Genomic DNA, 18573 nt, shown 5'->3' with positions numbered 1-18573 from the left:
CCTGCCATGATCCTCAAGAAACTCTTCGGCGTGCTCTTTACCCTGCTGGTGGTCTGCCTGGCGCTGATCCTCGGTCGGCTGCTCTGGGTGCACTACATGAACGATCCCTGGACCCGCGACGGCCGAGTGCGCGCCGAGGTCATCACCATCGCGCCCGACGTAGCGGGCCTGGTCACCGAGATCGCCGTGCGCGACAACCAGTGGGTCAACAAGGGCGACCTGCTGCTGCAGATCGATCCGGAACACTACGAGATCGCCGTGCATCAGGCCGAGGCCTCGGTCGCCGCGCGCAAGGCCACCCTGGCCATGCGTCAGCAGAACGCCCGCCGCCGCGCCGACATCGACAGCCTGGTGGTCTCTCGCGAGAACCGCGAGGACGCCAGCAGCGCGGCCCTGGCCGCCGAGGCCGATCTGCGTCAGGCCCAGGCCCAGCTGGAATCGGCGCGCCTCAACCTCAAGCGCACCCGGGTGCTGGCCCCCGTGGACGGCTACGTCACTAACCTCTCGGTGTTCAAGGGCGACTATGCCGCCGCGGGCGCGCCCAAGCTGGCCGTCATCGACGCCCATTCGTTCTGGGTCTATGGCTATTTCGAAGAGACCAAGCTGCCCCATGTGCGGGTCGGTGCAGCGGCGGAGATGCGCCTGATGAGCGGCCAGACGCTGCAGGGCCACGTAGAAAGCATCGCCCGCGGCATCTATGACCGGGACAACCCCCAGAGTCGTGAACTCACCGCCGATGTGAATCCCACCTTCAACTGGGTACGCCTGGCCCAGCGGGTGCCGGTGCGCATCGCCCTGGACCCGCTGCCCGAGGGCCTGCTGCTGGCGGCCGGCACCACCTGTACCGTGGTTCTGGAAGACGCTCGCGGCGAGCGTTCCTGGTGGGACGCCTTCTGGCAGGGTTGAGTCCTGCCGAACGTCCGACTTTTCCGCTCCCAAAACGACGACACCCCTGACGTCGGCGGGTTTCGCTAGAGACGAAACCGGTCGAATTCAGGGGTGTGGTCGTAACCAGCCCAGTCCGCCGCGAGTGCGAAAGTACTCCCTGTACTCTTGGAACCCTCCCCTACTGCAGAGCGTCCCGACCATGTGGCCATTGCGTCTCGGATCAGGAGACGACTTAGAGGTTGTCCATTGAATCGGCTTAAAGCTGCAATCCGATGACAGAGCCTCAGCAGCCGGTCATCACGACCGGCTGCTTGTGTTGCTCACAGACCAGCCGTCAGGGACGACGGCGACCCATGAAGAACGACACCACGAACAGCACCAGGAACAGCACGAACAGGATCTTGGCGATACTGGTGGCGGTACCGGCGATGCCACCGAAACCCAGGACGCCTGCGATGATCGCGATGATCAGGAAAGTGATAGCCCAGCTCAGCATGGTGTTTCTCCTATGTATTGCAAGTGCACTCAGCGGACGACAGCACCTGTCCAGCGAGCAGTGGTTTTATTAGCGAAATCCTGGGTATCCAGACTCGCCATCCGTGGTTCCACATCGGTCAGATCGAGATCCAGACCGTTGAGGTTGTGCGTCTGATTGAGCGCACGAGCCATCATCAAAGCACTGAGCAACATCCCGAGTACGACCGCCGCTGCAACGAACAACACGATCATCAGCAGCATCCACATCATGGTCATGACCTCAGAATACCCAGCGGGTCTGCTTCACCAAACGGTCACCGTTGGACTGTGCCGGGATGGCTTTGAGTTCCCCACGGCCTTGACTTGCCAGCGGCTTGGCTGCGGGCACCATGGCCTGGGCAGCAATGCGGGTGGATGCGATGAGTGCCTGTTCGCGGCTGACGTCCTGGCCCTGGGGGGCGGCGACGGCGGCGCTGGCGAAGCAAGCGAAGAGCGCAGTACCTACCAAGTGCTTGCGAAGGGTCTGGCTGATCATCGGGTATCTCCTGCAATCCGTTGGCCCTGAGGCCGGCTTGCCAAGGAGATTGCAGACTGCGTGCCAGCTTTTCGAAAACTATTTTTGCCTTTTAAAACAACAACTTATGCTTTTAGGCAGAGACGCCTGCACTTGCACCTTGCAAGGTGCAACGCCTGAACCATTGCGTTTTGCATGATGGCCAGGGGCTGATCTGGAGGCACCGGGCCAGTCCGCTCGACCGCGCGAAGGGGAAAGGGAGCCCGAAACCCTCCACTGCCCACCAAAAAATCCGCTTTTTGCCACTTTCTCGCCGGCGGGTTGCGATCTGCACGATGCCCGCGACGCCCTGCCCGGATTGCCCGATGGTCCAGCGGATTGCAACTTGCACGATGTATGATGGACTAACTGCCAGCCCTGTCCTTTAGCGCGTTTCGGCCCCTGCGGCCTGGAGTTCTCCCGTCATGGAACAAACCAGCGGTCGTATCCTGCTCGTGGATGACGAAGCCGCCATCCTGCGGACCTTTCGTTTCTGCCTGGAAGACGCCGGCTACAGCGTGGCCACGGCCAACAGCGCGGCCCAGGCCGAGGCCCTGCTGCTGCGCCAGGTCTACGACCTCTGCTTTCTTGACCTGCGCCTGGGCGCGGACAACGGTCTGGACGTGCTGCAGCAGATGCGCATCCAGGCGCCCTGGATGCGGGTGGTGATCGTCACCGCCCACTCGGCCATCGACACCGCGGTGGACGCCATGCAGGCCGGCGCCGCCGACTACCTGGTGAAGCCCTGCAGTCCCGATCAGCTGCGCATGGCGGCGGCCAAGCAGCTGGAGTTCCGCCAGCTCTCGGCGCGCCTGGAGGCCCTCGAGGGCGAGGTACGCAAGTCCAGCGCCGGTCTCGATTCGCGCAGCCCGGCGATGATGAGCATCCTGGAGACCGCCCGCCAGGTCGCCACCACCGATGCCAACGTGCTGATCCTCGGCGAGTCCGGTTCCGGCAAGGGCGAACTGGCCCGCGCCATCCACGCCTGGAGTCGGCGCGCCAAGAAGACCTTCGTCACCATCAACTGCCCGTCGCTGTCGGCCGATCTGATGGAAAGCGAGATGTTCGGCCATACCCGCGGCGCCTTCACCGGGGCCAGCGAGAGCACCCTCGGCCGGGTCAGCCAGGCCGACGGCGGCACCCTCTTCCTCGACGAGATCGGCGACTTCCCCCTGGCCCTGCAGCCCAAGCTCTTGCGCTTCATCCAGGACAAGGAATACGAGCGCGTCGGCGATCCGGTGACCCGTCGCGCCGACGTGCGCATCCTCGCCGCCACCAACCGCAACCTGGAACAGATGGTGGCGGAAAACGAATTCCGCGAAGACCTGCTCTATCGCCTCAACGTCATCGTGCTCAACCTGCCGCCGCTGCGCGAGCGCAAGGAAGACATCGTCGATCTGGCCGAGCGCTTTCTCGCCCGCTTCGTCAAGGACTACAACAGACCCGCCCATGGCTTCAGCGAGGCGGCCCTGGACGCCCTGCGCAATTATGGCTGGCCGGGCAACGTCCGCGAGCTGCGCAACGTCATCGAGCGGGCGAGCATCATCTGCGGCCAGGACCTGGTGGACGTCAACCACCTGGGCATGGGTGACAGCCCGGCCTCCAGCGGCGCCGCCAGCGCACCGCGGGTCGGCGAGGCGCTGAGTCTGGAAGCCCTGGAGCGCGCCCACATCGCCGCGGTGATGGCCACCAGCGAGACCCTCGACCAGGCCGCCAAGACCCTGGGCATCGACGCCTCCACGCTCTATCGAAAACGCAAGCAGTACGGGCTATGAAGCTGCCGATCAAGTTGCACACCCGCCTCTTTCTCAGCATCTCCGCCCTGATCGCCGTGGCCCTCATCGGGCTGCTAGTGGGCCTGGTCAGCGTCCTGCACCTGGCCCGCGAGCAGAGCGTCCAGACCCGCAGCAACCTGGACTTCATCAACCTGACGCTGAACATGCGCCAGGAGCTGAGCAACAGCCTGTTCCAGATGCTCGACGGGGCACCCAACCCCCAGTCGCTGGCCGCGGCCCAGAAGCGTTTCCAGGAGTACCTGCAACAGGTCGAAGGCCAGATGCGCAAGCCCGAGCAGCTGGCCATCCTGGAAGACGTCAAGCAGCGCTACCAGCGCTTTTCCGACTACCTGCGCGCGCCCCCGGCGGGCTATGGCGAGCTGCGCGCCGATCGCGGCTTCCAGCAAACCCTCAACGCGCTGCGCACGCGCATCTACGATCTGCAGCGCAGCTATGTGGTGACCCTGGAGCGCATGCAGGACGAGGCCCATGACCGGGCGGTGATCATCGCCCTGCTGCTGGCGCTGATCGGCGTGGCCATCCTGGTCACCGGGGTGGTCACCGCCAACGGCATCGCCCGGCGCTTCACCGGGCCCATCGACGGCCTGGCCAAGGCCGCCGAGCGCATCAGCCAGGGCAACTTCGACGTCCAGCTGCCCACCTCGCAGATCGCCGAGTTCACCCTGCTCAGCCGCCGCTTCGGCAACATGGCCCAGGCCCTGCACCGCCTCAGCCAGACCAATGTCGAGGCCCTGGTGGCCGGCCAGCGGCGCCTGCAGGCCGTGCTCGACAGTATCGACTACGGCCTGGTGATCCTCGATCCCCAGGGCAACATCGAGCACGCCAATCCGGTGGCCTGCCGCCAGCTGGGCTGGAACGAGAATCACCTGGGCGAATCCCTGATCGCCGCCCTGGAACGGCCGGAAATCGAGACCAGCGTACAACGGGTACTGGCCGGCGGCGCCCTGGACGCGGCGCCCGAAGACCTGGAGATCCGCGTCGATGATGAGGTGCGGCTGCTGGCCTGGAGTCTGACCCCGGTCAACCACGCCGACGGCCGCAGCGTGGGTGCGCTGATGGTGCTGCGCGATGTCACCGAGCAGCGCGCCTTCGATCGGGTGCGCAACGAATTCGTCCTGCGCGCCTCCCACGAATTGCGCACCCCGGTCACCGGCATGCACATGGCCTTCGGTCTGCTGCGCGAACGCCTCAAGGTGGCGCCGGAATCCCGCGAGGCCTTTCTGCTGCAGACGGTGGACGAGGAGACCCATCGCCTGGTGCAGTTGATCAACGACCTGCTGGACTATTCGCGCCACCAGAGCGGTCTGCAGCGTCCGGAAAAGCTGCCGAGCGAGATCGGCGACCTGCTGGAGGAAGCCCGCGCCCGCCACGCCGACGAGGCCCGCGAGCGCGATGTCGAGCTGGCCGTCGAGTTGCTGCACACGCCGCTGCCACGGGTCAGCCTGGATCCCAAGCAACTGGCCCGGGTGTTCGACAACCTGCTGAGCAATGCCCTGCGCCATACCCCGGCCGGCGGCCGTATCGTCATTCAGGCCATGCGCCAGAACGAACAGCTGCTGATGGCGGTGCAGGACAACGGCGAAGGCATCGCCTACGCCCAGCAGGGTCGGGTATTCGAGCCCTTCGTGCAGATCGGCAGCCAGAAGGGCGGCGCCGGCCTGGGCCTGGCCCTGTGCAAGGAAATCATCCGCCAGCACGGCGGCCGCATCGGCGTGGTCTCCCGTCCCGGTCAGGGGACGCAGATCTTCATGACTCTGCCGACCTGAGCCATCCCGGGCTGCTCTTACGGGCAGCACCGCGCTAGTCGACGCCGCTCCCGCCGGGACGAATGCAGCCAACCGCCTGCTCGGACAGCCCCCTCTCCCTCGGGGAGAGGGTTGGGGTGAGGGCAGCACTTCGTCACGATGCCCTAGTGGAAAAGGCTGCGCCGTTTTCCACGCTACGGGGGCCCCATAGGTTGGGTTGAGCGCAGCGAAGCCCAACGGTGCCCGGATCGGATCCCTGTTGTTGGGCTTCGACGATGGAGCCGTCTCAACCCAACCTACGGGCTAGCCCCCTCTTCCTTGGAGAGAGGGTTGGGGTGAGGGCGCCCCTCGCCACGGTGTCCCATTGGAAAAGGCTACGGGGCTGATCCCCCCAAATCGCGGCCATGCCGGTGCGCCGTAGCGACCGCTCCTACAGGAGCCGGACATCCTGTAGGAGCGGCCCATGGCCGCGATCAGCAAAATACCGGAATCCTACCGCAGCGTCCGCGCCAGCGCCTGGCGCCAGCCGGCATAGAGTTCCGGCACGGCGTTGGCGCGGGGTTCGTAGCGGCGACGGGGCCGTTCGAGATCGGCCAGGGCCGCGGCGTCCTGCCACCAGCCCAGGGCGTGGCCGGCCAGGTGGGCGGCGCCCAGGGCCGAGACCTCCGGCGACAGGCTGCAGATCACCGGGCGCTGCAGCAGGTCGGCCTGGAATTGCAGCAGCCATTCGTTGCGCGTGGCGCCGCCGTCCACCCAGAGTTCGTCCAAGGCCGTCGGGCTGTCCTGCTGCATGGCGTCGAAGACATCGCGGATCTGGTAGGCGATGGCCTCCAGCGCCGCACGCATCAGGTGCGCCCGGCCGCAATTCTCGCTGAGACCACAGAACAGCCCCCGCGCCTCGGCGCGCCAATGCGGCGCACCGAGCCCCCCGAGCGCCGGGACGAAGTAGACGCCGCCGTTGTCCGGCAGCGCCGCGGCTTCGGCGGCCAGGGCCTCCAGCTCTCCGGCGCCGCCCAGCAGGCGCGCCGTCCAGCCCACGGCGGCGCCGGTGTGGACGATGTTGCCTTCCAGGGCAAAGGTCGGCGTATCCCCCAGGCGCCAGGCCAGGGTGGTGGCCAGGCCATGGGCGGAAACCACCGGTTCGGCGATGGGCGTCATCAATGAGGAGCCGGTGCCCAGGGTGGCCTTGACCTTGCCCGGGACGAAACCGCCCTGGCCGAACAGCGCCGCATGGGAATCGCCGATCATCGCCAGGATCGGCAGACCGGCCGGCAGCGGACCCTGGGCGCGGGTCTCGCCGAAGCAGCCGGTACTAGGACGGATCTCTGGCAGGGCCGCCCGGGGAATGCCGAACAGACTCAGCAGCTGCGGATCCCAGTCACCGCCGCGCAGATCGAGCAACTGGGTACGGGCGGCGTTGGCCGCGTCGATGAGAAAGCTCGTGCCACCGCTGAGTTGCCAGAGCAGCCAGCTGTCCACGGTGCCCAGGCAGATCTCGCCAGCGGCGGCGCGGGCCGTGCCGTCGGGGATCTGGTCGAGCAGCCAGCGCCATTTGCCGGCGGAAAACATCGGGTCCAGCGCCAGGCCGCTGCGCTCGCGGATCAGCTCGCCGTGGCCGGCGGCGTGCAAGGCTTCGCACTGCGGCTGGGATCTCTTGCACTGCCAGCTCACCAGGGGGCCGAGCAACTGGCCGCTGCCGCGCTCCCAGGCCAGGGCGGATTCGCGCTGGTTGCTGATGGCGATGGCCGCCAGGGGGGCGTCCGTCTGGGCCAGGCAGTCGCCGATGGCGCCCTGCAGGGCCTGCCAGATGGCAAGGGGATCCTGCTCGGCATAGCCAGCTTGCGGATGCTGGACGGTCAGCGGCCGGGAACCGCGGGCCACGACCCGACCGGCGCGATCCATCAGGATCGCCTTGGCATTGGTGGTGCCCTCGTCGAGGGCGAGGATCAGCGGTTCGGCGGCCATGGCGGCTCCTTGTTCTTATCGGTTCACTACGCCAGAGCTCAGCGCAGGCGCTGCACCGCGGCGACGATGCCGGCGGCATCGATGCCGTGCTTGGCGCGGGTCGGCCCCCGGCCACCGGCGGCAGCATACTCGCCATCGGCGATGCCCAGGCGGATCAGCGGCACGCCCAGCGCGGCCTCGGCCATGACCTCGGCGACCAGGCTGCCCACCCCGCCGTTGGCGTTGTGCTCTTCCACCGTGACCACCCCACCGCGAGCGGCGCAGAGGGCTTCCAGCAAGGCCTCGCGCTGCAGCGGCCGGATCGACGACAGGTTGATCACCTGGGCGCTGATGCCCTGCTCGGCCAGCAACCGCGCGGCGTCCACCGCCTCGTGGACCACCGAGCCCAGGGCCACCAGGCTGACGTCGTGACCCTGGCGCAGCACATCGACCTGACCGGGGACGAAGCGATAGTCGGGCCCGTGCAGATCGGGCAGCGCCTTGCCGTCCAGGCGGATATAGACCGGACCGTCATGGGCCAGGGCATGCTCGACGATCTGCCGACATTCGCTGCCATCGGCCGGGGCATAGATTTCCACGTGGCCGAAGCCGCGCATCACGGCGATGTCGTCGAGGCTGTGGTGGGTGCTGGCCAGGGGACCGTAGCTGGCCCCGGCGTTGAGGCCGAACATCTTGACGTTGGACCTGTTGTAGCAGACGTCCACCTTGACCTGTTCGTTGGCGCGGGAGATCAGAAAGGGCGCGGCATTGCAGGTCACCGCCACCTTGCCGGCCAGGCCCAGGCCGGCGGCCACCCCGACCAGCGTCTGTTCGGCGATGCCGACGTTGACCAGGCGCTCCGGGAAGCGTTTGACGAAGGGGCCGATCTTGGCCGTGGAGGTGGAATCGCTCACCACCGGCACCAGGTCGACGCCGGCGTCCACCGCGGCGATGAAGGCCTCGACCATGACGCTGGCGAGATGGGCTTCGCCCGGGGTCTGGGTATCAGTGGCCATGGTCGAGCTCCTCCAGAGCAGCGGCGATCTCGTCGCCCTTGGGCACCCGGTGGTGCCATTCGGGTTTGCCTTCGATGAAGGAAACCCCCTTGCCTTTGACGGTATTGGCGATCAGCACCTGGGGCTGGCCGCGGTGTTCGCGCAGGGCTTCCAGGGTCTCCACCAGCTGGGCCACGTCGTTGCCGTCGCACTCGACCACATGGAAGCCGAAGGCGCGCCACTTCTCGGCCAGGGGCTCCAGCGGCAGGATCTCGGCGGTGGGGCCGGCCAGTTGCAGGCGGTTGTGGTCGACGATCACCGTGAGGTTGTCCAGCCGGTACTTGGCGGCGGTCAGCGCCGACTCCCAGTTGGAGCCCTCGCCCAGTTCGCCGTCACCGGTCAGCACATAGACGCGGCGCGGACTGCCATCGCGTTGCGCGGCCAGGGCGATCCCGGTGGCCACGGGCAGGCCGTGGCCGAGGGCGCCGGTGTTGAGTTCGATGCCGGGGGTCTTCTGCCGCACCGGATGGCCCGGCAGGTGGGAGTCGAAGTGCTGGTAGGTGTCGAGCCATTCCGGCGGAAAGTAGCCGGCTTCGGCCAGGCAGCAGTAGAGGCCGCCGACGCCGTGGCCCTTGCTCTGGATGTAGATGTCGCGCCGGGGATCGGCGACGCGTTCCGGGGCGACGTCGAGCAGGCGGAAGTAGAGGGTGGCGAGGATGTCGGTCTCCGACAGATCCGCCCCGGTGTGGCCGCCGGCAGGCGAGCCGGCATTGAGCTGGATGACGCGCCGGCGGATCAGCCGGGCCTTTTCGCGAATCTGCGCGACGTCGTACTGGAACGGATTCATCAGGCGACCCCCTCGGGTATCCGAAGCTGCAGTGGAGCAGACGCCTGCCGAGGTTTCAGTGGGCGTCTTATGAATATTTATTCGTCACTGAAAATATATTTATCATTTAGACCCCAATCCGCAGGGCCGTCAATAGCCATGAAGGGCCATCGGCGACCGGGTGTACGGGTAGAATGTGGGCCAGGATGCGGGATTGCCGAGGCCGTCGCGTTCGGCATGCGGCGATGAAAAGGCGCTTGACTTCCATCCGGAACAGGCGGAGTCTGAATTAAAAATCAGGCACGCATAAATATTCAGGCGAGCCAGACACAAGAACAATAACCTCAGGAGAAGTGCGTGGACGCCAAAGCCCCGACCGCCTCGCCACCCGCCAAGCCCCTCGCCCGCCTGGCCCTGCGCCTGCCGCGCAACGTCGGCGGTCCGCTGATCGGCCTGGCGCTGCTGATCGCCGTGTTCTCCTTTGCCTCGGAGTATTTCTTCTCCGTGCGCAACGCCCTCAACATCCTCGACCAGGTGACCGTGCTCGGCATCCTGGCCATCGGCATGACCCTGGTCATCGTCATCGGCGGCATCGACCTGTCGGTGGGCTCGGTACTGGCCTTTTCCATGATGCTGCTGGGCTGGCTCTATCAGGACATCGGCTGGCCGCTGGGTCTGGCGATTCCCGCCGCCATCCTCGGCGGCCTGGTCTGCGGCCTGGTCTCGGGCCTGCTCATCGCCCGCGCCCGGCTACCCGCCTTCATCGCCACCCTGACCATGATGTCGGTGGCCCGCGGCTTGGCCAACATCCTCACCGACGGTCGCCAGATCGTCGGCTTTCCCGACTGGTTCACCAGCCTGGCCACGGTGCGGCACTTCGGCTTCCTCTCGGTCACCGTCGGGCTGTTTTTGCTGATGCTGCTGGTGGCCTGGGTGTTCCTGCGCTTTCGCGCCGGTGGCCGCAACCTCTATGCCATGGGCGGCAGCGCCGAGGTGGCGCGGTTGTCGGGCATCAAGGTGCGCACCATCACCATCTGGATCTATGCCCTGAGCGGCGCCCTGGCGGGTCTGGCCGCGGTGGCCATGGCGGCGCGGCTGGATTCGTCCCAGCCCAGCGCCGGCCTGTCCATGGAGCTGGATGCCATCGCCGCGGTGGTGATCGGCGGCGCCAGCCTCAGCGGCGGCGTCGGCAGCGTCGGTGGCACCCTGGTGGGGGTGCTGATCATCGGCGTGCTGCGCAACGGCCTGAATCTGCTGGGGGTCTCGCCCTTCGTGCAGCAGGTGATCATCGGCATCGTCATCGCCCTGGCCGTCACCCTGGACACCCTGCGCCGCCGTAACGGGCAGCGCTAGTTTAGAACTGCTTCGTCTCGTCACCGCAGTACAACAATAACAACGGAGTGCCATCCATGCTGACCCCCAAGAAGCTGTTGCTCAGTACCCTGTTCGCCGCCATCACCTGCACTGGCGCCCTCAATGCCCAGGCCAAGGAACTCACCGTGGGCCTGGCCGTGGCCAACCTGCAGGCCGACTTCTTCAACCAGATCAAGCAGGCCGTCGAGGCCGAGGGCAAGGCCAAGGGCATCAAGGTGATCACCGTGGACGCCCAGGGCAATTCGGCGACCCAGGTCAACCAGATCCAGGACCTGATCACCCGCCAGGTCGACGCCCTGATCTACATCCCGGCCGGCGCCACCGCCGCCGGTGTCCCGGTCAAGGCGGCCAAGGCCGCCGGCATCCCGGTGGTGGCGGTGGACCGCAACGCCCCCGACGCCCCGGGTGACACCTTCATCGCCAGCGACAGCGTCGCCGCCGCCCGCACCCTGGCCGAATACGTCGGCAAGGTCACCAACGGCAAGGGCCGCGTCGCCATCCTCCAGGGTCAGATCGGCACCACCCCGGAAAACGATCGCGCCAAGGGCTTTTCCGAAGGCCTGGCCAAGTTTCCCGAGCTGAAGGTGGTCGCCCAGCAGCCCGCCGAGTGGGCCCAGGACAAGGGCTTCGCCGTGGCCCAGGACATGCTCCAGCGCGATCCCAACATCAGCGTCTTCTTCGGCCGTGCCGACGCCATGGCCCTGGGCGCGGCCCAGGCGGTCAAGGTGGCCAACCTCGACCATCCGGTGACCATCGTCGGCTTCGACGGCGACGTGGCCGGCCTCAAGGCCGTGGCCGCCGGCACCCTGTCCGCCACCATGACCCAGCAGACCCGCAAGATGGGGCGCATGGCCCTGGAATCGGCGGTGGCGCTCAAGGAAGGCAAGCAGGTGCCCAAGGAGCAGCTGCAGGAGGCGATCCTGACCACCAAGGATAACGTCGCCCCCTTCATCGAGAACCACCCGTAACCACGATCTGCTGCGCGTCGGTCAACCTGCGTTGAATACAACTTCGGACTGCTCATTTACCACTCGTAAACTCCGCGTCCTCAGCTGTATTCGCCTTGGTTGGCTCTAGCTCGCGAGATCGTGTTGGCTCCTGCCCAAGGTGCCTCCCTAGGGAGGCACCGTTTCAGCTCCCCCCTTCGGAGGCTCCATGTCCGCCGTCATGCCCCTGGAACAGCCCGCGGCCCTCAGCCTGAGAAACATCGGCAAGAAATACGCCGGCATCGAGGTCCTGAGCGGCGTGGACGTCGACATCCAGCCCGGCGAGGTCCTGGCCCTGCTCGGCGAGAACGGCGCCGGCAAGTCCACGCTGTCGTCGATCATCGCCGGCCTGGTGCCGCCCGAAGCGGGCGGGCGCATGACCTGGCTGGGTCGCGACTATGCCCCGGACTCCCCCGGCGCCGCCCTGGCCGCCGGCATCGGCCTGATCCACCAGGAGATCCGCCTGCTGCCGGAACTGACCATCGCCGAGAACATGTTCGTCGGTCGCCTGCCCATGCGCGGTGGCCGCATCGATCGCGCCTTCATGGAAACCGAGGCCCAGCGCCAGCTGGATCGCCTGGGGCTGAAGGTACCCGCCACGCGCACCGTGGCCGGTCTCAGCGTGGCCGCCCAGCAACTGGTGGAGATCGCCAAGGCGCTGACCCTCAAGGCGCGCCTGCTGATCCTCGACGAACCTACCGCGGCCCTGGGCGGCGAAGAGACCGAGTTGCTGTTCGCCCAGGTCGAGCGACTCAAGGCCGAGGGCGTCTCCTTCATCTACATCAGCCATCGCCTGGAAGAGATCGCGCGCATCGCCGACCGGGTGCTAGTGCTGCGCGACGGCCGCCAGATCGCCCTGCACGCCACCGCCCAGGTGCCGGTGCGGCAACTGGTGGAAGAGATGGTCGGCCGCAGCGTGGAGCGCATCTTCCCGGCCATGGCCGCGCCCGCTGCTCGCGAGGTGCTGCGGGTGAAGGGCCTGAGCTGCCGCGAGATGCCACTCAAACACATCGATTTCAGCGTGCGCGCGGGCGAGGTCTTTGGCGTGGCCGGGGTGGTCGGCGCGGGGCGTACCGAGCTGGTCCGCGCCATCGCCGGCGCGGCCGAGCAGGTCACCGGCGAGCTGGTGCTGGAAGGCCAGGCCTGTCGCTTCGCCAGTCCCTACGACGCCATCCATGCCGGCATCGTGCTGGTGCCCGAGGATCGCAAGCAGCAGGGCGTGGTGGTCGATCACGCCATCGAGGAAAACCTCATCTATGGCAACACCGACCTGCTCGCCGGTGGCGGCTGGGTCTCGCCCGGCGGCCTGCGCGCCTTCGCCCGCAAGGCGGTGGCGCGGCTCGGCGTCAAGGGCCAGCCGGAGCAGGCCATCGCCGCCCTGTCCGGCGGCAACCAGCAGAAGGTGATCATCGCCAAGTGGCTGGCGCGCAATCCCAAGGTCTTCATCCTCGACGAGCCCACCCGCGGCATCGACGTCGGCGCCCGCGCCGCCATCTACCAGGTGATCGCCGAACTGGCGGCCACCGGCATGGCGGTGATCGTGGTCAGCTCGGACCTCGACGAGGTCCTCGGCCTGTCGCATCGGGTCATGGTGATGAGCCGTGGCCAGCAGATGGGCATTCTCGAACGTGAACAGGCCACTCCGGTGGCCGTGATGGAACTGGCGACCGCCTGACTAGGAGTTTTCCCATGCGTCTCTTCGATCTCGGCGGCCAGACCGCCTTCGTTACCGGTGCCGGCAGTGGCATCGGCCAGGCCATCGCCGTCGGACTGGCCGAGGCCGGCGCCCAGGTGGCCTGCTTCGACTTGCCCGGCAGCCGCGACCTCGCCGGTACCGTCGCGCGGATCCAGGCCCACGGCCGCCGCGCCCTGGCCCTGGAAGGCTCGGTGACCAGCGCCGCCGACCTGGAAGCCGCCGTGGCCCGTACCGAGGCCGAACTCGGCCCCCTGAGTCTCGCGGTCAACAGCGCCGGCATCGCCAACGCCCAGCCGGCCGAGGAGCTGGAACTGGAGCGCTGGCAGCGCATGCTCGACATCAACCTCACCGGGGTGATGCTCAGTTGCCAGGCCCAGGCGCGGGTCATGCTGCCGCGCGGCAAGGGCGCCATCGTCAACATCGCCTCCATGTCCGGCAGCATCGTCAACCGCGGCCTCCTGCAGGCCCACTACAACACCTCCAAGGCCGGGGTCATCCACCTGACCAAGAGCCTGGCGATGGAGTGGGCCGAGCGCGGCATCCGTGTCAACTGCATCAGCCCCGGCTACACCGCCACGCCGATGAACACCCGTCCCGAGGTGGCCGACCAGGTCAAGATCTTCGAGCAGACCACCCCCCTGGGCCGCATGGCCGAGGTGGAGGAAATGGTTGGTCCGGCGATCTTCCTCTGCAGCCCGGCCGCATCCTTTTGCACCGGGGTGGATCTCATCGTCGATGGCGGCTTCGTCTGCTGGTAACGCCTTTCACGATCTGCTGCGCGTCGGCCAAACGGCGTTGAAAAGACCTTCGGAATGCTCATTTACCGCTCGTAAACTCCGCTTCCTCAGGTCTTTTCGCCTAGTTTGGCTCTAGCTCGCGAGATCGTCGCCTATAGCCCTAGGAGGTTTCACGTGGAACGTCGCTTCGCAGGTCAAACCGTGGTCATCACCGGCGGTTGTCGGGGCATCGGTGAGGGTATCGCCGAGCGCTTCGGGCGTGAGGGCGCCAACCTGGTGCTGGTCTCCAACGCCGAGCGGGTGCATGACACCGCCGCACGGCTGGCCGCCGAGACCGGGGCCGAGGTGCTGCCGCTGGTGGTGGACATCACCGACGAGGCGGCGGTGGCCGACCTCTATGCCCAGGCCGAGTCGCGCTTCGGCCGGGTCGACGTCTCGGTGCAGAACGCCGGGATCATCACCATCGATGCCTTCGACCGCATGCCGCGCGAGGACTTCGACCGCATCCTGCAGGTCAACACCACCGGCGTCTGGCTGTGCTGCCGCGAGGCGGCCAGGCGCATGGTCGCCGCCGGGCGTGGCGGACGCCTGATCAACACCAGCTCCGGCCAGGGGCGCCAGGGCTTCATCTACACGCCCCACTATGCGGCGAGCAAGATGGGCGTCATCGGCATCACCCAGAGCCTGGCCCATGAACTGGCGCGCCACGGCATCACGGTCAACGCCTTCTGCCCCGGCATCATCGAAAGCGAGATGTGGGACTACAACGACCGCGTCTGGGGCGAGATCCTTTCCACCCCGGAAAAGCGCTATGGCCAGGGCGAACTGATGCAGGAATGGGTCGGCAACATCCCCATGAAGCGCGCCGGCACCCCGGCCGATGTGGCCGGCCTGGTGGCCTTCCTCGCCTCGGCGGACGCCGCCTACATCACCGGCCAGGCGATCAATGTGGACGGTGGCCTGATCATGTCCTGATCGACCCCCGGGGGACGCCAGGCCGCAAAAGCCTTGGCGTACAGCGGGAGGCTGAGGGAAAATAGCGGGAAAATGCGCCTTTCTAACAGCCAAGTGCCTGCTTTTTGAGGGTTTGTCACGGCCGCCCCCGGCCCGGCAGCCCTGGGTGCAACCTAGCCGCCGGTACCGGAAATCTGGATGAGTAATCTCGAAGAACAACGCCTGCTGACCAAGATCGCCTCCCTCTACTACGAAGAAGGGCTCAAGCAGTCGCAGATCTCCGAACAGCTCGACCTGTCGCAATCCTTTGTCAGCCGTGCCCTGAGCCGAGCGCTCAAGGAAGGCATCGTGCGCATCTCGGTGCAGCGCCCGCGCAACTTCCACCTGGAGCTGGAGCGTCAGCTGCAACAGCGCTACGGCATCCGCCAGGCGATCGTGGTGGAGCCCACCGGTGACGACGAAGAGGCCATCAAGCAGGCCATCGGCTCGGCCGCCGCCCACTACCTGGAAACCAGCGTCACCGAAAAGGACCACATCGGCATCTCCTCCTGGAGCTCCACCATCCGCGCCATGGTCGGCCACATGCACCGCGGCAGCAGTCGCCAGGGCGCGACCGAGGTGGTGCAGCTGCTCGGCGGGGTCGGCAACAAGGGCGCCTTCGAGGCCACCCTGCTGACCCAGCAACTGGCCAACCTGCTCGGTTGCCCGGCCTATCTGCTGCCGTCCCAGAGCATCGAGCAGTCACCGGAAAGTCGTCAGCGCATCCTGCAGCTGGACGAGGTACGCGAGGTCACCGAACGCTTCGCCCGGCTCACCGTGGCCCTGGTCGGCATCGGCGAGCTGGAGCCGTCGCAGCTCCTGCGCAACAGCGGCAACTACCACGGCGAGGCCATGCTGGAAGTGCTCGCCGCCCGTGGCGCGGTGGGCGACATCTGCCTGAGGTACTTCGACGCCCAGGGCCGACCGGTGCTGGACGACAGTGAAGAGACCGTGGTCGCGGTGGACCTGCCGCAATTGCTGAAGATCGACCGCGTGGTGGGCTTGGCCGGAGGCCTGCGCAAGGTCAATGCCATCCGCGGCGCGCTGCAGGGCGGTTATCTGGATGTCCTGGTGGTCGATCTGCGCACTGCCCTGGCGCTGGTCCCCTGATCCACGCAAGCGACTGCCAGAACCGGGCCGGAAAACGCGATTTCCTGCCAAACGGCACACTCGGCACGGAAATCTTTGGCAACATTCGGCAAGGACTGATCCGTAAGCTGTAGGACGACTGTTCTCTGGATAGCGTCCCATGCCCTCAGCGTCCTCGGCTTCGGCCACTGCCCTGCCCGCCTCCCAGCGGGCCGCCGCCCTCTCGGCGCGTCTCGATCGCCTGCCGGCCACCCGCAGTCTGTGGCGCCTGGTGGCCCTGCTGTCCATCGGCGGCTTCTTCGAACTCTACGACCTGTTCCAGACCGCCTACATCAGCCCCGGGCTCCTGCGCGATGGCGTCTTCCAGACCGGCGCGGCCGGGGTGTTCGGGGTCTCCGACCAGGCCGCCTTCGCCGCGGCCACCTTTCTCGGCCTGTTCGTCGGCGCCAGCCTGCTCAGCCCCATCGCCGACCGCTTCGGCCGCCGGGCGATCTTTACCTGGGCACTGGTCGGCTACACCCTGGCGACCCTGGCCATGGGTCTGCAGACCACCGCTCTGGGGCTGATCGCCCTGCGCTTCCTGGTGGGCATCGGCCTGGGCCTGGAGCTGGTGACCATCGACGCCTATCTGTCGGAGCTGGTGCCCAAGGCCATGCGCACCTCGGCCTTCGCCTTTGCCTTCGCCCTCCAGTTCCTTTCGGTACCGGCGGTGGCGCTGCTGTCCTGGTGGCTGGTGCCCCAGGCGCCGCTGGGCATTTCCGGCTGGCGCTGGGTGGTGCTGTCCAGTGCCGTCTTCGCCCTGTTCATCTGGTGGCTGCGCCAGCGCCTGCCCGAATCGCCGCGCTGGCTGGCGCAGCAGGGCCGGCTGGACGAAGCCGAACAGGGCGTGGAGCGCCTGGAAGCCGCCTGCCAGGCCGACAGCGGCCAGCCGCTGCCGCCACCCGCGGCGATCGTCGAAGAACGCGCCGTGAGCGCGCGCTTCGCGGCGCTATGGCAACCGCCCTATCGGCGGCGGGTGATCATGCTGATCGTCTTCAACCTGTTCCAGGCCATCGGCTTCTTCGGCTTCGGCAACTGGTTGCCGGCGCTGCTCTCCGGCCAGGGCGTGAGCCTGACCCACAGCCTGGGCTATGCCTTCGTCATCACCCTCGCCTATCCGCTGGGACCGCTGCTGTTCGTGCGCATCGCCAACCGCTTCGAGAACAAGTGGCAGATCGTCGGCTCCGCCCTGGGGACGGTGGGCTTCGGCAGCCTGTTCGCCCTGCAGCAGGGCGCCCTCGGTCTGATCCTCTGTGGCGTCGGCATCACCTTCTGCAACGCCTGGCTGACCTTTGCCTTCCACTCCTACCAGGCGGAGCTGTTCCCCACCGCCATCCGCGCCCGGGCGGTGGGTTTCTGCTATTCCTTCAGCCGGCTGTCGACGGTGTTCAGCAGCCTGCTGATCGGCACCCTGCTGGAGCGCCTGGGTACCCCGGGCGTGCTGGCCTTCATCGTCGCCAGCATGCTGATCGTGGTGCTGACCATCGGCCTGTTCGGCCCGCGCACCCGCAACCGGGCGCTGGAAGACATCGCCCGCTGAGGCAGGCCCGCGGTCAGAGGCGGAATTGCCGGACCGCGCCGTTCAGGTCGCCGGCCAGGCGCGCCAGGTCGGTGCTGGCGGCGGCGGTCTGCTCGGCCCCGGCGGCGTTCTGGGTGGAGAGGTCGCGGATGCTGGTGAGGTTGCGATCCACCTCGCGCGCCACCTGGGCCTGCTCCTCGGTGGCCGCGGAAATGCTCAGGTTGCGCTCGTTGATCTGCACGATGTGGCGAGCGATCTCGGCCAGCGCCTCGCCGGCGGCGGCGGCCACCGTCAGGCAGGCACCGGCCTGCTGATTGCTGGTGGCCATGGCGTCCACCGCCTTGCCGGCGCCGCCCTGGATGGCACCGATCATGTCTTCGATCTCGCCGGTGGACTGCTGGGTACGGGCCGCCAGGGCGCGCACCTCGTCGGCCACCACGGCAAAGCCACGCCCGGCATCCCCGGCGCGCGCCGCTTCGATGGCGGCGTTGAGCGCCAGCAGATTGGTCTGTTCGGCGATGCCGCGGATCACGTCGAGCACCCCGCTGATGCGCTGCACCTGGCCCGCCAGGCCGTCGATCTCACCGCTGCTGGAGGCCACCGCGCTGTGCAGGGCATGAATGGTGGCAAGGGTTTCCTCGACCCGGCGCTGGCCGAGATCGGCCGAGGTGCGCGAGTCCTGGGCGGCAGCGCTGGCGGCCGCGGCATTGCGCGCCACCTCCTCCACCGCGGCGGTCATCTGATTGACGGCGGTGGCCGCCTGGGCCAGCTCGTCGTTTTGCCGCTGGATGCCGCGCAGGCCGGTCTCGGTGACCGTCGACAGCTCTTCGGAGGTGGACGCGAGGGTGGTGGACGACAGGGTCAGCCGTTCCAGGGTGCCGCGCAGGTTGTCCTGCATTCGCGCCATGGCCGCCAG

Annotated in this window: 16 protein-coding genes and 1 pseudogene; 10 read left to right on the top strand and 7 right to left on the bottom strand. The window is 67.3% G+C overall.

Features of this window, described 5'->3' with window-relative positions:
• Positions 1 to 6 precede the first annotated feature (6 nt).
• The gene (locus ACZ5R1_RS00385) at positions 7 to 906 is read left to right on the top strand and encodes an efflux RND transporter periplasmic adaptor subunit (protein WP_027600551.1); all 900 of its coding nucleotides are present in this window, start codon (positions 7 to 9) and stop codon (positions 904 to 906) included.
• A 316-nt stretch (positions 907 to 1222) separates the two neighbouring features.
• Here ACZ5R1_RS00385 and ACZ5R1_RS00380 read toward each other — a convergent pair whose 3' ends face one another.
• From ACZ5R1_RS00380 to ACZ5R1_RS00370, 3 genes are read right to left on the bottom strand one after another with little or no spacing between them, the layout of a single operon-like run.
• On the bottom strand, positions 1223 to 1384 hold the full coding sequence (locus ACZ5R1_RS00380) for a DUF1328 domain-containing protein (RefSeq protein WP_007160206.1): 162 nt from the start codon (positions 1382 to 1384) through the stop codon (positions 1223 to 1225).
• Between the two features lie 29 nt (positions 1385 to 1413).
• A complete protein-coding gene (locus ACZ5R1_RS00375) occupies positions 1414 to 1635 on the bottom strand; it encodes a hypothetical protein (RefSeq protein WP_464712750.1) in 222 nt (73 codons plus the stop codon).
• Between the two features lie 10 nt (positions 1636 to 1645).
• Positions 1646 to 1900: a hypothetical protein gene (locus ACZ5R1_RS00370; protein ID WP_007160204.1), complete on the bottom strand. Its 255-nt coding sequence runs from the start codon at positions 1898 to 1900 to the stop codon at positions 1646 to 1648.
• A gap of 443 nt (positions 1901 to 2343) precedes the next feature.
• Here ACZ5R1_RS00370 and algB point away from each other — a divergent pair, with 443 nt between their 5' ends.
• Positions 2344 to 3693, top strand: coding sequence for a sigma-54-dependent response regulator transcription factor AlgB (gene algB, locus ACZ5R1_RS00365; protein WP_042135059.1), 1350 nt, complete (start codon positions 2344 to 2346; stop codon positions 3691 to 3693).
• Positions 3690 to 5480 carry an ATP-binding protein gene (locus ACZ5R1_RS00360; RefSeq protein WP_042135058.1) on the top strand — a complete coding sequence of 597 codons (1791 nt, stop codon included), beginning with the start codon at positions 3690 to 3692 and terminating at the stop codon, positions 5478 to 5480. The genes algB and ACZ5R1_RS00360 overlap by 4 nt, the downstream gene beginning before the upstream one ends.
• Positions 5481 to 5951: 471 nt before the next feature.
• Here ACZ5R1_RS00360 and ACZ5R1_RS00355 read toward each other — a convergent pair whose 3' ends face one another.
• Genes ACZ5R1_RS00355 through ACZ5R1_RS00345 form a run of 3 tightly spaced genes read right to left on the bottom strand, consistent with a single transcriptional unit; the run spans position 5952 to position 9245 of the window.
• Positions 5952 to 7424, bottom strand: a complete 1473-nt coding sequence (locus tag ACZ5R1_RS00355; RefSeq protein ID WP_042135056.1) for an FGGY family carbohydrate kinase — start codon at positions 7422 to 7424, stop codon at positions 5952 to 5954.
• 38 nt (positions 7425 to 7462) lie between these two features.
• Positions 7463 to 8419, bottom strand: a complete 957-nt coding sequence (locus tag ACZ5R1_RS00350) for a transketolase family protein (RefSeq protein WP_044341217.1) — start codon at positions 8417 to 8419, stop codon at positions 7463 to 7465.
• Positions 8409 to 9245, bottom strand: coding sequence for a transketolase (locus tag ACZ5R1_RS00345; protein WP_115946209.1), 837 nt, complete (start codon positions 9243 to 9245; stop codon positions 8409 to 8411). The genes ACZ5R1_RS00350 and ACZ5R1_RS00345 overlap by 11 nt, the downstream gene beginning before the upstream one ends.
• A gap of 336 nt (positions 9246 to 9581) precedes the next feature.
• Between ACZ5R1_RS00345 and ACZ5R1_RS00340 the strand changes: the two genes are divergently transcribed.
• The 7 genes from ACZ5R1_RS00340 to ACZ5R1_RS00310 all read left to right on the top strand — a co-directional run bounded on the left by ACZ5R1_RS00340 (position 9582) and on the right by ACZ5R1_RS00310 (position 17678).
• The gene (locus ACZ5R1_RS00340; RefSeq protein WP_027600545.1) at positions 9582 to 10577 is read left to right on the top strand and encodes an ABC transporter permease; all 996 of its coding nucleotides are present in this window, start codon (positions 9582 to 9584) and stop codon (positions 10575 to 10577) included.
• A 56-nt stretch (positions 10578 to 10633) separates the two neighbouring features.
• Positions 10634 to 11566 (top strand): sugar ABC transporter substrate-binding protein, encoded by a 933-nt coding sequence (locus ACZ5R1_RS00335; RefSeq protein WP_042135051.1) that lies wholly within the window; start codon positions 10634 to 10636, stop codon positions 11564 to 11566.
• A 187-nt stretch (positions 11567 to 11753) separates the two neighbouring features.
• Complete coding sequence (locus ACZ5R1_RS00330; RefSeq protein WP_027597269.1) at positions 11754 to 13259, top strand: sugar ABC transporter ATP-binding protein; 1506 nt, start codon at positions 11754 to 11756, stop codon at positions 13257 to 13259.
• 14 nt (positions 13260 to 13273) lie between these two features.
• Positions 13274 to 14038, top strand: a complete 765-nt coding sequence (locus ACZ5R1_RS00325; protein ID WP_027600543.1) for an SDR family oxidoreductase — start codon at positions 13274 to 13276, stop codon at positions 14036 to 14038.
• 153 nt (positions 14039 to 14191) lie between these two features.
• Positions 14192 to 14992 (top strand): SDR family oxidoreductase, encoded by an 801-nt coding sequence (locus tag ACZ5R1_RS00320; RefSeq protein WP_027600542.1) that lies wholly within the window; start codon positions 14192 to 14194, stop codon positions 14990 to 14992.
• Positions 14993 to 15169: 177 nt separating this feature from the next.
• Complete coding sequence (locus tag ACZ5R1_RS00315) at positions 15170 to 16120, top strand: sugar-binding transcriptional regulator (RefSeq protein WP_027600541.1); 951 nt, start codon at positions 15170 to 15172, stop codon at positions 16118 to 16120.
• A 139-nt stretch (positions 16121 to 16259) separates the two neighbouring features.
• On the top strand, positions 16260 to 17678 hold the full coding sequence (locus ACZ5R1_RS00310) for an MFS transporter (RefSeq protein ID WP_027600540.1): 1419 nt from the start codon (positions 16260 to 16262) through the stop codon (positions 17676 to 17678).
• A 13-nt stretch (positions 17679 to 17691) separates the two neighbouring features.
• Here the strand turns inward: ACZ5R1_RS00310 and ACZ5R1_RS00305 are convergent.
• Positions 17692 to 18288 (bottom strand): annotated as a pseudogene (locus tag ACZ5R1_RS00305) (methyl-accepting chemotaxis protein); the annotation flags it as partial.
• Between the last annotated feature and the right edge of the window lie 285 nt (positions 18289 to 18573).

The organism is Pseudomonas sp. Pso3 (assembly GCF_055393275.1).
The sequence above is the reverse complement of the archived record's forward strand: the minus strand, read 5'-3'. Positions and strand labels throughout refer to the sequence as shown.

What these genes read in the sequence shown, in the direction of transcription:
- algB (WP_042135059.1), top strand. Translation starts at nt 2,344, where the DNA reads ATGGAACAAACCAGCGGTCGTATCCTGCTCGTGGATGACGAAGCCGCC.
- ACZ5R1_RS00350 (WP_044341217.1), bottom strand. Translation starts at nt 8,419, where the DNA reads ATGGCCACTGATACCCAGACCCCGGGCGAAGCCCATCTCGCCAGCGTC.
- ACZ5R1_RS00325 (WP_027600543.1), top strand. Translation starts at nt 13,274, where the DNA reads ATGCGTCTCTTCGATCTCGGCGGCCAGACCGCCTTCGTTACCGGTGCC.
- ACZ5R1_RS00370 (WP_007160204.1), bottom strand. Translation starts at nt 1,900, where the DNA reads ATGATCAGCCAGACCCTTCGCAAGCACTTGGTAGGTACTGCGCTCTTC.
- ACZ5R1_RS00335 (WP_042135051.1), top strand. Translation starts at nt 10,634, where the DNA reads ATGCTGACCCCCAAGAAGCTGTTGCTCAGTACCCTGTTCGCCGCCATC.
- ACZ5R1_RS00345 (WP_115946209.1), bottom strand. Translation starts at nt 9,245, where the DNA reads ATGAATCCGTTCCAGTACGACGTCGCGCAGATTCGCGAAAAGGCCCGG.
- ACZ5R1_RS00310 (WP_027600540.1), top strand. Translation starts at nt 16,260, where the DNA reads ATGCCCTCAGCGTCCTCGGCTTCGGCCACTGCCCTGCCCGCCTCCCAG.
- ACZ5R1_RS00385 (WP_027600551.1), top strand. Translation starts at nt 7, where the DNA reads ATGATCCTCAAGAAACTCTTCGGCGTGCTCTTTACCCTGCTGGTGGTC.
- ACZ5R1_RS00355 (WP_042135056.1), bottom strand. Translation starts at nt 7,424, where the DNA reads ATGGCCGCCGAACCGCTGATCCTCGCCCTCGACGAGGGCACCACCAAT.
- ACZ5R1_RS00380 (WP_007160206.1), bottom strand. Translation starts at nt 1,384, where the DNA reads ATGCTGAGCTGGGCTATCACTTTCCTGATCATCGCGATCATCGCAGGC.
- ACZ5R1_RS00360 (WP_042135058.1), top strand. Translation starts at nt 3,690, where the DNA reads ATGAAGCTGCCGATCAAGTTGCACACCCGCCTCTTTCTCAGCATCTCC.
- ACZ5R1_RS00375 (WP_464712750.1), bottom strand. Translation starts at nt 1,635, where the DNA reads ATGATGTGGATGCTGCTGATGATCGTGTTGTTCGTTGCAGCGGCGGTC.
- ACZ5R1_RS00330 (WP_027597269.1), top strand. Translation starts at nt 11,754, where the DNA reads ATGTCCGCCGTCATGCCCCTGGAACAGCCCGCGGCCCTCAGCCTGAGA.
- ACZ5R1_RS00315 (WP_027600541.1), top strand. Translation starts at nt 15,170, where the DNA reads ATGAGTAATCTCGAAGAACAACGCCTGCTGACCAAGATCGCCTCCCTC.